The organism is Streptomyces sp. NPDC047917 (genome assembly GCF_043204345.1).
In the GTDB taxonomy this organism is placed as follows: Bacteria; Actinomycetota; Actinomycetes; order Streptomycetales; family Streptomycetaceae; genus Streptomyces; species Streptomyces sanglieri.
Map to the genome: position 1 here is coordinate 72,579 of NZ_JBIDCA010000017.1, position 12,169 is coordinate 84,747.

General features: G+C 71.4%; 11 protein-coding genes. 8 read left to right on the top strand and 3 right to left on the bottom strand.

All coding sequences use genetic code 11. The features are described 5' to 3' along the window. The first annotated feature begins 107 nt into the window (after positions 1 to 107). Entirely contained in the window at positions 108 to 494 is a 387-nt protein-coding gene (locus ACGF8B_RS35180) for a hypothetical protein (protein ID WP_342281255.1), read from the top strand. 140 nt (positions 495 to 634) lie between these two features. Beyond that, complete coding sequence (locus tag ACGF8B_RS35185) at positions 635 to 1,036, top strand: hypothetical protein (RefSeq protein WP_392746322.1); 402 nt, start codon at positions 635 to 637, stop codon at positions 1,034 to 1,036. A gap of 114 nt (positions 1,037 to 1,150) precedes the next feature. Here ACGF8B_RS35185 and ACGF8B_RS35190 read toward each other — a convergent pair whose 3' ends face one another. Then, entirely contained in the window at positions 1,151 to 4,018 is a 2,868-nt protein-coding gene (locus ACGF8B_RS35190) for a BTAD domain-containing putative transcriptional regulator (protein ID WP_392746324.1), read from the bottom strand. A gap of 423 nt (positions 4,019 to 4,441) precedes the next feature. On the opposite strand from ACGF8B_RS35190, the gene ACGF8B_RS35195 reads away from it, so the two are divergent. After that, the gene (locus tag ACGF8B_RS35195; RefSeq protein WP_392746325.1) at positions 4,442 to 5,803 is read left to right on the top strand and encodes a helix-turn-helix domain-containing protein; all 1,362 of its coding nucleotides are present in this window, start codon (positions 4,442 to 4,444) and stop codon (positions 5,801 to 5,803) included. A gap of 112 nt (positions 5,804 to 5,915) precedes the next feature. Next, positions 5,916 to 6,842 carry an ornithine carbamoyltransferase gene (locus tag ACGF8B_RS35200; protein ID WP_392746326.1) on the top strand — a complete coding sequence of 309 codons (927 nt, stop codon included), beginning with the start codon at positions 5,916 to 5,918 and terminating at the stop codon, positions 6,840 to 6,842. A 197-nt stretch (positions 6,843 to 7,039) separates the two neighbouring features. Here the strand turns inward: ACGF8B_RS35200 and ACGF8B_RS35205 are convergent, their stop codons facing one another. Together ACGF8B_RS35205 and ACGF8B_RS35210 are read right to left on the bottom strand one after the other, a co-directional pair. Next, positions 7,040 to 7,252, bottom strand: coding sequence for an MbtH family NRPS accessory protein (locus ACGF8B_RS35205; RefSeq protein ID WP_093549323.1), 213 nt, complete (start codon positions 7,250 to 7,252; stop codon positions 7,040 to 7,042). Between the two features lie 144 nt (positions 7,253 to 7,396). Beyond that, the gene (locus ACGF8B_RS35210) at positions 7,397 to 7,678 is read right to left on the bottom strand and encodes a hypothetical protein (RefSeq protein WP_392746328.1); all 282 of its coding nucleotides are present in this window, start codon (positions 7,676 to 7,678) and stop codon (positions 7,397 to 7,399) included. 262 nt (positions 7,679 to 7,940) lie between these two features. Between ACGF8B_RS35210 and ACGF8B_RS35215 the strand changes: the two genes are divergently transcribed. The 4 genes from ACGF8B_RS35215 to ACGF8B_RS35230 are packed head-to-tail and all read left to right on the top strand — an operon-like array spanning position 7,941 to position 12,074. Beyond that, positions 7,941 to 8,393, top strand: coding sequence for a cobalamin B12-binding domain-containing protein (locus ACGF8B_RS35215; protein ID WP_392746329.1), 453 nt, complete (start codon positions 7,941 to 7,943; stop codon positions 8,391 to 8,393). After that, positions 8,390 to 9,796 carry a methylaspartate mutase gene (locus ACGF8B_RS35220; protein ID WP_392746330.1) on the top strand — a complete coding sequence of 469 codons (1,407 nt, stop codon included), beginning with the start codon at positions 8,390 to 8,392 and terminating at the stop codon, positions 9,794 to 9,796. The genes ACGF8B_RS35215 and ACGF8B_RS35220 overlap by 4 nt, the downstream gene beginning before the upstream one ends. Beyond that, a complete protein-coding gene (locus ACGF8B_RS35225; RefSeq protein WP_392746332.1) occupies positions 9,793 to 10,809 on the top strand; it encodes an asparagine synthetase A in 1,017 nt (338 codons plus the stop codon). The genes ACGF8B_RS35220 and ACGF8B_RS35225 overlap by 4 nt, the downstream gene beginning before the upstream one ends. Further along, a complete protein-coding gene (locus tag ACGF8B_RS35230; RefSeq protein WP_392746333.1) occupies positions 10,806 to 12,074 on the top strand; it encodes a glutamate synthase-related protein in 1,269 nt (422 codons plus the stop codon). The genes ACGF8B_RS35225 and ACGF8B_RS35230 overlap by 4 nt, the downstream gene beginning before the upstream one ends. Positions 12,075 to 12,169: the final 95 nt, after the last annotated feature.

A 12,169-nucleotide genomic window follows, 5' to 3' on the forward strand; every position in this document is an offset into this window, starting at 1 on the left:
TCCCTTCGCGAACGCGGGAACGGGAAGGAAGCGGGAACGGTTCGGGAGGGAACCGGGACCGGAGAAGGCAAGGGTCGTCACGTAGTTGTCTGCAGAAGGAGTACTCCGTGAAGGACCCCAGGGATCGTTCGCCCGACGGGACGGAACTGCGCCAGGCCCTCCAGGACCTGTCCACCGTGGAACGGTGGGCCGAGCGTGTGGCGTCCGGTGTCCAGTCCCATCCGTACACCGCGCCGGAGTCCTGGGAGGGGCCCCAGCTCAGCGTCGAGACCAGAACCGAGAACGGCATGCACACGGTGGCCGGGATCGTGACGTGGCCGCCCGGCGACGGTGCCGGTCCCGCGCTCCTGGACGAGTCGGAGCGCGCGGTGCTCCGTTCCCTCGTGAGATCGCTGCTCGACCTGGCCGGCCACGAGTCGGGAGCGGCCCGGACGCGCGTGGTCCTCACCCCGCTCGGGCCCCGGGTCGCCGCCTGCCAGCTGGACGCGGAGTAGGAGGTCACCGGTCCGTTCCCGCGGCAGTTCCCGGAGGCGGTATCGGGGCAGGAACGGACCGGGAACGCCGATCAGCAACATCAGTGGTGTCGGGAAGCGGAACACCGCAGAACCTCACAAACACCACTTAGGGGCGGGACATGGGACGCAAGCTTGCTGGGCTCTTCGGGATCATCGCGGCGACGCTGGCCTTCGGCATCGGCACGGTGGTCGAGGCGGGGCAGTCGCACGACGCCCGGGGCATCCAGCAGGTTCTCGCCGACGACAAGGGCCCGACGGTGATCGGCACCACGGGCACCGACGACGACAAGGGCCCGACCTTCGCCGGTACCCACCTGGTCGCCGACGACAAGGGTCCGACCGTCATCGCCCGGACGATCACGGACGACAAGGGCCCGACGGTGATCGGTACCACCGGTACCGATGACGACAAGGGCCCGACCTTCGCCGGCACCACGGGCACCGATGACGACAAGGGCCCGACGGTGATCGGTACCACCGGTACCGACGACGACAAGGGCCCGACGTCCCCCGTCATCTGACTCCCCCCGCCTCGACACCTGAGCCCCGCACCGGACCACGGTGCGGGGCTCGTCGCTGTCCGCCCCGGGACACGGGGACGCGGCCGGGGCCGGGGACGGCGGCGCCGGCGGTCGTCAGCTGCGGCGGTGATCGGGCGGCACGCCCATCCCGTCGAAGAGCTGCTCCGCCTCCGCCCGGTACCGGGCCGCCTCGGGTGTGTCGCCCAGGGCGTCGGCCATGCCCGCCAGGGCGTAGGCCTGCTCGATGCGGTAGCTGAGGGCCGAGGCGAGCTCGTGGGCATGGGTGTGCAGCGCGAGCGCCGCCGAGTCGTCGCCCTGCCGGCGACGCAGCCGGCCCACGATGTTCTCCACCTTGGCCCGGCGCAGCGGCGAGGGGTTGGTCCGCATCATGTCGAGGGCGAGCTCCGCCTGGTCCGGGTCGCGCGGCGCCATGCCCAGCCGGTGTTCCACATCGGCGGACAGGGCCAGGGTCAGGGCGAGGTTCACCTCGTTGCCGGCGTCCCCGTACAGGGTGCGGGCCTCCGCCAGACAGCGGTCGGCCTCCTCGTACGCGCCCAGGCCGACATGGGCGAAGGCCAGATCGGTGATGGCGCCGGGAAGCCCTTCGTGCTGCCCCAGCTGCCGGCTCAGTTCGGCCGAGCGCCGGGCCGCGTCCCGCGCCTCCTCGTACCGCCCCCACTGCTCGTACAGGGTGCTGAGCATCGTCAGGCTCTCGGCCTCCGCGCGCGGCATGTCCAGGTCGCGTTCGTGCGCGATGGCCGTCTCCATGTGGCCCAGGGCCGCGGAGAAGTCGCCGAGCAGGCTGTTGAACTGGCCGAGGATGCTCTCGCTGTGGGCCTGGGTGTGCAGATCACCGAGCCGGACCGCGACGTCCCGGCTCTCCCTGGCGGCTTCGAGCCCCTCGGTGAGACGGCCGAGCTTCCAGCAGGCGACACCCAGGTTGGACAGGCTCACGCCCAGCAGCGCCAGGTCCTGGAGCCGGCCGGCGGCGGCCACCGCGACCCGGCTCAGCTCGCCGAACTCCTCCAGGAGTCCGAGGTCGTTGAGCTGGAAGACGAGATTGCGGGCCAGGCACACCACGTAGCGGTCGTGCCCCCGGCGCTCGGCGAGCGTGACCGCCGCGAGGAGCGAACTCTGCTCGCGCAGGAACCACTTCCGCGCGGTGTCGGGGGTGCCGAGGTCGGGCATTTCGGCCTTGGAGGGCTCGATGCCGGTGTTGCGCCGACGCCGCCCGGAGTAGAGGAGATCGCACGCCACCTCGGTGGCGGTCAGGTAATAGCCCAGCAGCCGCTCCACCGCCACGGAGTCCTCGGGGGACTCGACGAGCAGGCTGTGCGCGAAGCTGCGGACCAGGTCGTGGAAGGTGTAGAGGCCGATCTCCGGCTGCTGCACGAGGTGCACGTCGAGCAGCATCTCCAGCAGGTCCTCCGCGTCCCGGGCGCCCGAGCCGAGCAGCGCACCGGCGGCATGGATGTCCATGTCGCTGCCCGGGTGCAGGGCCAGCGTCGAGAACGCGTTGCGGCACTCCTCGTCCAGGGCCTGGTAGGACAGACGAAGAGTGGCGGAGACGCTGCGCGCGCCCGAGCTGAGCTCGTCGAGCCTTCGGGTCTCGTCGCGCAGCCGCTCCGCCAGGTACTGGAGCGTCCAGCGCGGGCGATTGCGCAGCCGGGCGGTGGCGATCCGCAGCGCGAGGGGGAGATGGCCGCAGAGCCGGGCGATCTCCGCGGCCGCCTCGGGCTCGGCGGCGACCCGCTGGGCTCCGAGGGTCTCGGCCACCAGCATCGCGCTGTCCTCGGGCGGCATCACCCCGATGGAGATCCACCGCGCGCCGTCCAGATCGACCAGCCGGGCCCGGCTGGTGACCATGACGAGGCTGCCGGGGGAGACCGGCAGCAGCGGGCGGATGGCGGCGGCGTCGGCCGCGTTGTCGAAGAGGATCAGCAGCCGCTTGCCGACCAGGGTGGCGCGCCACAGCGCGGTGCGGGCGGGCACGTCGTCGGGGATGAGGTTGCCGGGGACGCCGACGGCCCGCAGCAGGCTGTCGAGCGCGATGCCCGCGGTCACCGGCTGGTCGCCCGGCGTGTATCCGCGCAGATCTATGTGGAGTTGACCGTCCGGATACTCCGGCGCGAGCCGGTGCGCGGCCCGTACCGCGAGCGAGGTCTTGCCGCAGCCGCCCATGCCGTCGATGGCCACGATCTGCGGACCCTGCTCGCCCCCGGCCTCGGCGCCGCGGAGAATCTCGGCCAGTTCCCGGTCCCGGCCGGTGAAGTCCGCGAGGTCGTACGGGAGGGTGCTCGGCGGCTCCGCGGGCAGCGCGACGGCCACCACCGGGGCGGCGGCCGGCTCGGGGCCGGCCAGTTCGGGGCTCTCCCGCAGGATCCCCTCGTACAGCTTGGTGAGGTTGGGACCGGGGTCGATGCCGAGTTCCTCGGCGAGGAGCTCGCGTACCCTGCCGTACTCGTCCAGGGCCTCGGCCTGCCGCCCGGACCGGTACAGGGCGATCATCAACTGGCCGCGCAGGGACTCGCGCAGGGGATGCTGCTGGACCAGTTCCCGCAGCTCGACGACGAGTTCGGCGGACTCGCCGAGTGCGAGGTGGAGTTCGAAGAGCTGTTCCGCCGCGGTCAGCCGGCGCTCCTCGATGGAGGTCGACGCCGCCTCGATGACCGGACCGCCGCTGCCGGACAGAACAGGCCCCCGCCACAGGGCGAGGGCGCTGCGCAATATCTCCGCGGCTTCGGCCGTACGGCCCTCGGACGCCGCGATCTTCGCTTTGCGTATCAGTAGGCCAAATTCGGCCACATCGATTTCGCATTGCTCATGGGCGACGCGATAGCCGGGCCCGTCGGTGAGCAGGACCTCGGCTCCGCCGGGTATCCGTCTTCGGAGATCCGCAACTGCCTTGCGTACTTGGTGCGGTGCCGTGGTGGGCGGTTCCTCGTCCCATGCCGCCTCGACCAGACGGGAAACCGGAAGCACTTTTCCGGGCTCCAGGAGCAGTGTGGCCAGAACTCGCTCCTGTATGACTCCGCCCAGCCTGAGTCGCGTCCCGTTGGACCAACCCTCAATAGGGCCAAGAATGTTGAAGCGCAGCCGAAACTCTTCCGTGGTTGACACGCATCCTCCCCCTCAGCTCCGCGCACCCGCCGCGCTTCCCCAGCGCGAGGCGATCGTAGCCCCTGCCGCAGGGAACTCGCGGTACCGCACCGGGAAGAGTTCGGGAATGGCTCGATGAAGGCTGTTCATCGACGGCAGGCCTTCGCTGCCACGGAGAGTACGGAGCGCACGGAGCGTGAGCGGACCGGAAAGGTCGGGCGCCGTGCCATGTGTTCCGGACACTCCTGGGCGGACGGGTAACCGGCCATTGCGTTTTCTGAGCATGGGGAGACCGAGGAGACAATGATGAATTCCCAGCCCGCACCCGGGCTCGACGTTCTGCTGCAGAATGCGCGCCGGCGGGCGGGGCTCACCCAGGAACAGCTCGCCGGCCTTTCCACCGTGAGCGTCCGGGCCATTCGCGACCTGGAACTCGGACGGGTCCAGCACCCGCGCAGGGAAACTCTGAAGCTCCTTGCCAATGCCATGCGGCTCAGCGACGCGCGCCGCGTCGAACTCGAACTCGCCGTCGATGCCAAGGCGGTGGGGCGCGTCTTCCAGGACATCTACGGGGTGGGCCTGGCCACACCACCCCCTCCGCTGCGTCCGATGATCGGACGGCGCCCCGAACTGGAGGCGCTGACCGCCCGGCTGCGCACGGACCACGAACGCCTGCTGACCCTCGTCGGGCTGCCGGGAGTGGGAAAGACCCGGCTCGCCCAGGAAGCCGCCTCGGCGATCCACGCCCGGGACCGGGTTCCGGTGTTGTGGGTATCCCTGGACGAAACGGCGGAGGCCGCCGGAGCAACGCCCAACACCCCTCAGTCGACCGTGACCGGGTGGGTGCGCGCACTGGTCCGTGACGGCGAGGAATTCGAGGAACTGGCCGCGCTCATAGGGTCCAAGCCCACCTTGATCGTCCTGGACGGTCACGATGCGTCACCGTCTGTCACTCCTCGGCTGCTGAGTCTGCTGCGGGCCTGCGAGCGCCTGAAAATACTCACCACCACCGACCGGCCGGTCCAGCTGCCCGGCGGACGGCTGCTGCCGCTGGCCCCGCTGCCGGTGCCGACCGCCGCCGAACTCGCCGCCGGGGCGGTGGGCGGCTCCCTCGTCGCGGACCGGCACGCCGTCGAGCTGACGCTCTCCCACGTCAGCTACATGCGGCCCGACTTCCTCCCCACCGACTCCGTCGTCACCACCGTCGCCCAGATCTGCCGGGCCCTGGACGGCATGCCGCAGGCGCTGGAGGCCGCGGCCTCCTGGCTGCTGCTCTACTCCCCGCAGCAGCTCCTGGACATCGCCCGCACCACACCGCTGGTCCTGCTCGACGGGGTCACGCCCGCCGATCCCGCCGCCGGCCCCACCCTGGGCGAGCGGCTCACCGCCGCCGTGACCGGCCTCGACCCGAAGGCCGCCGAGCTGCTGCGCACACTGGCGACGCTGGAGGATCCCTGGACGGTGGACGGTGCCGCGCGCGCCTGCGGCACCTCGCTGGCCGAGGCCGCCCGCGACGTGCACGCCCTGCTGGTCCGCGGCCTGATCCGCCGGCTCCCCACGACGGCGGGCGAACCGGTCGGCTTCACCGTGCTCAACCTGGTCCGCGCGGTGCTCGACGCGGACCGGGAGACGGTTCCCGCCGCTCTCGCCGCCGCCCTCGGCGAGTGAGCACCGCAAGCCCCTCACGTACCCCTGTTCCCGTCTGCCGCCGCCCTGAGCGAGTGAGCGCCGCAGTCCCTCACGTAGCCCCGTTCCCGCCCTCCCGAAAGGCACCCCACCCATGCGCAACCTGATCTCCCTCGCCGACCTCACGCCCGGCGAGCTGGACCACATCGTCCGGCGCGCCGTCTCGTTCGGCCGGGACGGCATCGTGCCGAAGCCGCTGGCCGGACGGCAGGTCGGTCTGTACTTCCGCAAGTCCTCGACCCGGACCCGGACGTCCTTCTGGAGCGCGGCGACCCGGCTGGGCGCCGACGTGATCACCTTCGGACCGAACGAGCTCCAGCTCAGTACCGGCGAGACGGTCGAGGACACAGCCCGGGTCCTCGGTCAGTACCTGGACGCCCTCGTCGTCCGTACCAACGGGGACGTGGAGGAGATCCGCCGGCTCGGCAGCAGCTCGAACCTGGCCGTCGTCAACGCGCTGAGCCTGGACGAGCACCCGACCCAGGCCATCGCCGATCTCGCCACACTGGCCGAGGAGTTCGGCTCGCTCGACGGTCTGCACCTGCTCGCTGTCGGCGAGGGCAACAGCTCCGGCGCGGCCCTGGCACTCGCCGCCGCCCTCACTCCCGGCCTGCGCGTCACCCTGCTCTGCCCGCGGGGTTACGAGGTGCCCAAGGAGACGCTGGACCTGGCGGCCGAACTCAGCGACGGCAAGGCCCTGGTGAGCCAGGTCGTGTCGGCCGACGAGGTCGAGGGCCCGGTGGACGCGGTGTACACCAGCCGGTGGCAGACCATGGGCGTGACGAAGGAGAACCCGGACTGGCTCAAGGACTTCGACGGCTTCCAGATCGACCGCGCGTTCCTGGACCGCTTCGCCGGCCCGCGCACCGTCTTCCTGCACGACCTGCCCGCGGTCCGGGGCGAGGAGGTCACCGACGAGGTGCTCGACGGTGCCTCCAGCCGGGCCTGGCGGCAGGCCCACCACAAGATGACCGCCGCCGCGGCGGTACTGGAGTGGTGCGTGCGCGGCATCCAGAGCTGACCGCCCGCCCCGCCCGGCCAGGCTCCCGGCAGACACGGGTCCACGACCCCCGTGACTGCCGGGAGTTCCCTTTTGCCCACCGCCCACGGCCCACCGCAGACCGTCCACCGCCCACCGCGGGCCGACGTGCCGAAGGGCGGGTGCGGGCGCCTCGCGCGCCCCGCACCCGCCCTTCCGGACCGGAAGAACTCGTGGGTTCAGCCACCCATGGCCGCGACCACGGAACGCGGCCGCATGTCGGTCCAGTTGGCCTCGATGAATTCGCCGCATTCCTGCTTGCTGCCCTCGTCCTTCACCAGCTCCCAGCCCGCCGGCTGCTGGATGCGGGCCGGCCACAGCGAATACTGCCCTTCCTCGTTGGCCAGCACGACATAGCGGCCCTGGGAGTCCTCGAACGGATTGGTTGCCATGATCTCCACCTCGGTTGGACGAAGTCATTCGTGAAGTCGTCGGGTGTGCCTGAGTATTTCGGCTGCATCAAAGACTAGGAGCCGCGGACCGGGCCGCCGGGCAGAAGCCCAGGCAGATCGGCGGCACCACGGACCGGACCGCGGTCAGGTGAGCACCCGGGCCGTGGCGTGCGCGTACGTGAGGGCGACCCCGGTCGCCACCGTGGCCGCGCGCACCGCGCCGAGCGCCTCGCGCACCAGCTCCGAACGCTCCACCGGCATCACCTCGCCTCCCCTCCGACCTGCGCGGACAATGTTCACCGCGGCTTCGAGCACGGCGACCTGGGCCTCGCCCAGCGCCTCCCGCCGGTCGACCCGTTCCCGTACCTCCGCCAGCACGTCCGCGAGCACGTCCTCCGCACGGACGCTGTGGCCGGTCTCTGCCATGTCATGACTCCTCGGTCGTTCGCCGGCGGTGTGCAACGGGCCGGGCGCTGAATTCTGCGGGTGCAGTGCGGCCAGTCTCACGTCCCCCCGCCCGCCCGGCACCGCGCCGTCGGCCAACTGCTGCTCTGCTGCCGCCCAGTTGCCGCCGGTCACGCCGGAAACGCCGCCGCGGCGAATCTACGGTTGTGGCCGAAAGGGAGTTCCGGGCAAACCCCGGGCCTCTTTCTCCCCTTGTCATCCAATGATGTGGACGAAGCGAACAATGAAGCCTGCGGAATGGGCGGCTCGTCATCGATCCGGGCCGCTGGATGTTGTTGTCACCGGACTGCAATCCGATGCGCACACCTGGAATCTCATCTACATCCAACTGCTGCTAGAAGACCTCGGGCACAAGGTCGTCAATCTGGGTTCCTGCGTGCCCGAGGACGAGATCGTCGAGTCCTGCTGCAAGTTCCAGCCCGACCTGCTGGTCGTCAGCAGCGTCAACGGGCACGGCTTCCACGACGCCGAGCCGCTGATCGGGGCGATCCGCTCGCGCTGGGAACTGACCGGCCTGCCCGCCGTCATCGGCGGCAAGCTCGGCGTGTCCGGGAACGGGGAGGAAGAGGCCGACGCCCTGAGGAGGGCCGGGTTCGACGCGGTCTTCCAGGACGGCGCCGACATCACCGCCTTCGAGTCCTACGTCGACTCGCTGCCCAGGGAGGTGGAGCGATGACCGCGACGGTCCGTGAGCCGGCCCCCACGAGCGGGACCACCGTGCACCGGCGCCCCCTCTCCTTCGGCCGGTTCGTCGCCGGCGCGCAGGCCCGCGGCACCCTCGTGGTCCAGCCCCGCATGGGATTCTCCGACCCCGCGCTGATGCGGGCCGGCCTGCTCGCCACCAAGGGAGCGGCCGACGCGGTCGTCGGCACCATGACCATCGACAGCTACACCCGGGTCAACGACGAGGCGTCCGCGGCGCGTGCGCTGGACAGCGGCGTCCCGCTCAACGGATTCCCCATCACCTCCTACAGCCCGCACACCTCGCGCTGGGTCCTCGACGGGGTCCGCGACGCGGGCTTCCCGGTACAGATCCGGCACGGATCGGCACGCCCCCAGCGCATCGTGGCCGCTCTCGCCCGACTCGGCCTGGACGCGACGGAGGGCGGCCCGGTCTCCTACTGCCTGCCCTACGGACGCACCCCGCTCCTGGACTCCGTACGCAACTGGCAGGAGAGCTGCGACGTCCTGGCCGGACTCCGTGCCACCGGGGCGGAACCCCATCTGGAGACCTTCGGCGGCTGCATGCTCGGCCAGCTCTGCCCGCCCGGACTGCTCGTCGCGATCAGCGCGCTGGAGGCGCTCTTCTTCCACCGGGCGGGGCTGCGCAGCATCTCGCTCAGCTACGCCCAGCAGACCAACGCGGCCCAGGACCGCGACGCCATGCACGCCCTGCACCGGCTGGCCGGCGAGTTCCTGCCGGACACCGACTGGCACATCGTCCTCTACACCTACATGGGTCTCTATCCGCAGACCCGGCACGGATCACTGGAACTCCTGGAGCGCTCGGCCGAACTGGCCGTGGAGACCGGGGCCGCCCGGCTGATCGTGAAGACGGCCGCCGAGGCACACCGCATTCCCACCGTGGCGGAGAACACCGAGGCCCTGCGGGTCGCCGCCCGGGCCGCCGCCCGGCACCGCGCCGCGACCGGCGCACACCCCGGGCAGGCCCCCGCCGCGGACACCGACCCGGCGGACAACGCCGTGTACGCCGAGGCCCGCGCCCTGGTCGACGCGGTGCTGAACCTCGACGAGGACCTCGGCCAGGCCCTGCTGAAGGCCTTCGCCCGCGGATACCTCGACGTCCCCTACTGCCTGCACCCCGACAACGCGGGCCGCACCCGGAGCCACATCGACGGGTCCGGCCGCCTCACCTGGTCCGAGATCGGGGCCATGCCCCTCGGACCCGTCCGCGACCGCGGCCGGCGGCTCACCGCCGCCGGGCTCTTCGACGCCCTGTCGTTCGTACAGCGCCGGCACGACCGCGTCGTTCCCCGGCACGCGACCCGCTCCCCGCTTCCCCCGGCAACCCGTCGCCCGGCAGCCCATCGGCAGCACAACCAGGAGGTAGCACCATGACCAGCACGATCGCCGAGTCCGACGGCCGCGTCGCGCCCTCGTTCCCGTCCTCTCCCGACCAGCACCTGATCGCCGAGCCGACCCGTGCCACGCTGCGGGTGCAGAGCCGGATGCTCGCGGCGACCCGCGCGTTCCTGACCGCGCAGGGCTTCCAGGAACTGCTGCCACCGGTCATCGGGCCGGTCACCGACCCGGGCATCCGGGGCTCCAAGCAGGTGGACGTCGACTTCTACGGCCACAAGTACAAGCTGATGACCAGCGCGATCCTCTACAAGCAGGCCTCGTTGCTGGCCTTCGACAAGATCTTCTACATCGCGCCCAACGTCCGCCTGGAGCCCCTGGAGACGGCCGTCACGCACCGCCACCTCGCCGAGTTCCACCAGATCGACGTGGAGATCCGCGACGCCCGACGCGAGGACGCGATGGAGCTCGCCGAGCGGCTCGTCGCCCATGTCGTCGGCGAGGTCGTCCGCGAGATGCCCGCGGACCTGGAGCTTCTCGGCCGCGACCGGGACGCCTTCCGCGAGGTGGTCCGGGGGGCGTTCGACCGCACCACGCACAAGGAGGCCACCGCGGACCTGGTGGCGCTCGGCCATCCGCAGGACCCCGGGGCCGAGATCGACTGGGAGGGCGAGGAGATCCTCTCCGCGAAGACCAGCCGGCCCTTCTTCGTCGTCGACTACCCCAAGGGCTCACGGGGCTTCTACGACCAGGAGGACGCCGACCGCCCCGGCATCCTCCGCAACTTCGACCTGATCGCGCCCGAGGGCTACGGCGAACTGGCCAGCGGCAGCGAGCGCGAGCACGACTACGCGGCCCTGGTCACCCGGATGCGCGAGACCGGCGAGAACCCCGCGAAGTACGGCTGGTACCTCGATCTGGCCCGCCGCGGCATCCCCGCCAGCTCCGGATTCGGCATCGGCCTGGAGCGCTTCACCCGGTACGTCACCGGCCGCACCGCCGCCTGGGAGGCCAGCGCCTACCCGAAGCTCCCCGGCGTGGTGTCGGCATGAGCACCGTACTGAGCGCCGCCGGCTTCCCCGAGGAACAGGTGCGGCACCGGGCCAGAGCCGGAGCGGCGGGAGTCTTCCCCGCGCTGGAGTCCTACGGCAGCAGCCTGCTGGGCGCGACACCGGCCGGCCAGGACCCGCACGACCTGCTGGAGCGGGCCAGGATTGTACCCCCGGTGTTCATGCCGGAGCGGCTGAAGAAGCTCATCGACCTGGCCCGCGAGCCCCTGTACACGGACGTCGAACTCGCCACACAGATAGGCGGGTTCGCCTCCCGCCTGCCGCTCTACGTGTCCGCGTTCGGCTCGACACAGGTCGCCAGCCACGACCTGGGCGAGGCGGCCGGGAGGCAGGCCGGACAGCTCGGCATCCCGATGGTCATCGGGGAGAACGTGGTACCGGTCAACGGTTTCCGCGCCGCCGCCGACTCCGCAGCCTCCCCGCTGCTCGGCAGGATCGCCGCCTACACGGCCGCCGCGGACGACGAGCACGGCGGCGTGGTGGTGCAGCAGTCCACCGAGGACGCCGACGCGGAAGTGTGGAACCTGGTCTACAGCGACCCGGTGTCCGAACCACTGCTCGCCACCGGCCGGCTCGCCTTCGAACTCAAGGTCGGCCAGGGCGCGAAGCCGGGACTCGGCGGTCTCACCGTCCTGGGCCGCGAGGCAGGTGACCGGGTCGCCGAACAGTACGCCATGGAACCGGTGTTCGGCGCGGACAGCGAATCGGTGCTGCGGATCAGCAGCCCCGGCACCTTCACCGAGGAGATCCTGCGCCAGCAGATCCGGCTGATGCGGAACAACTTCCCCCGCGTGAAGGTGTGGGTGAAACTGCACCCCGGCCGCGACATCGCCCACGCCGCCGCCACCGCCTGGGCGGCCGGCGCGGACTCCGTCACCGTGGACGGCGCGGAGGGCGGCACCGCATGGGCGCCCACCGCCTTCCTCGGCCAGGTGGGCCTCCCGCTCGGCGAGTGCCTCACCCGCATCGGCCGTACCGACCACTGCCTGCTCGCCAGCGGGCGGATCTGGGAAGGCGGCAGGGCCGCGAAGGCCCTGGCGCTCGGCGCCCGCGCCGTCGGCCTCGGCCGGGCCGCACTGCTCGCCGTGGACGAGGACGCCGAAGCCGGCCTGGTCCGGCTGGCCGAGTCCATCGCCCTGGAACTCCGGCTGCTGATCAGCTCCGTCGGCAAGTACCACGCCAACGCCCTGGAAGCGGACGACGTCCTGCTGCCGGACGACGCCGCGACACTCTCCCGTACCGGCTGATCCCGCATCCCATCCCGCCCCACCGCACCGCTCAGCACCATCCGCATGTCATCCACCGTGGCTCCGTCGGTCTCCCGGCACGCCGCGAGACCACG

Excerpts from the sequence above, each read along its gene's own strand:
- ACGF8B_RS35185 (WP_392746322.1), top strand. The coding sequence starts at position 635 with ATGGGACGCAAGCTTGCTGGGCTCTTCGGGATCATCGCGGCGACGCTG.
- ACGF8B_RS35195 (WP_392746325.1), top strand. The coding sequence starts at position 4,442 with ATGAATTCCCAGCCCGCACCCGGGCTCGACGTTCTGCTGCAGAATGCG.
- ACGF8B_RS35200 (WP_392746326.1), top strand. The coding sequence starts at position 5,916 with ATGCGCAACCTGATCTCCCTCGCCGACCTCACGCCCGGCGAGCTGGAC.
- ACGF8B_RS35205 (WP_093549323.1), bottom strand. The coding sequence starts at position 7,252 with ATGGCAACCAATCCGTTCGAGGACTCCCAGGGCCGCTATGTCGTGCTG.
- ACGF8B_RS35210 (WP_392746328.1), bottom strand. The coding sequence starts at position 7,678 with ATGGCAGAGACCGGCCACAGCGTCCGTGCGGAGGACGTGCTCGCGGAC.
- ACGF8B_RS35215 (WP_392746329.1), top strand. The coding sequence starts at position 7,941 with ATGAAGCCTGCGGAATGGGCGGCTCGTCATCGATCCGGGCCGCTGGAT.
- ACGF8B_RS35220 (WP_392746330.1), top strand. The coding sequence starts at position 8,390 with ATGACCGCGACGGTCCGTGAGCCGGCCCCCACGAGCGGGACCACCGTG.
- ACGF8B_RS35225 (WP_392746332.1), top strand. The coding sequence starts at position 9,793 with ATGACCAGCACGATCGCCGAGTCCGACGGCCGCGTCGCGCCCTCGTTC.
- ACGF8B_RS35230 (WP_392746333.1), top strand. The coding sequence starts at position 10,806 with ATGAGCACCGTACTGAGCGCCGCCGGCTTCCCCGAGGAACAGGTGCGG.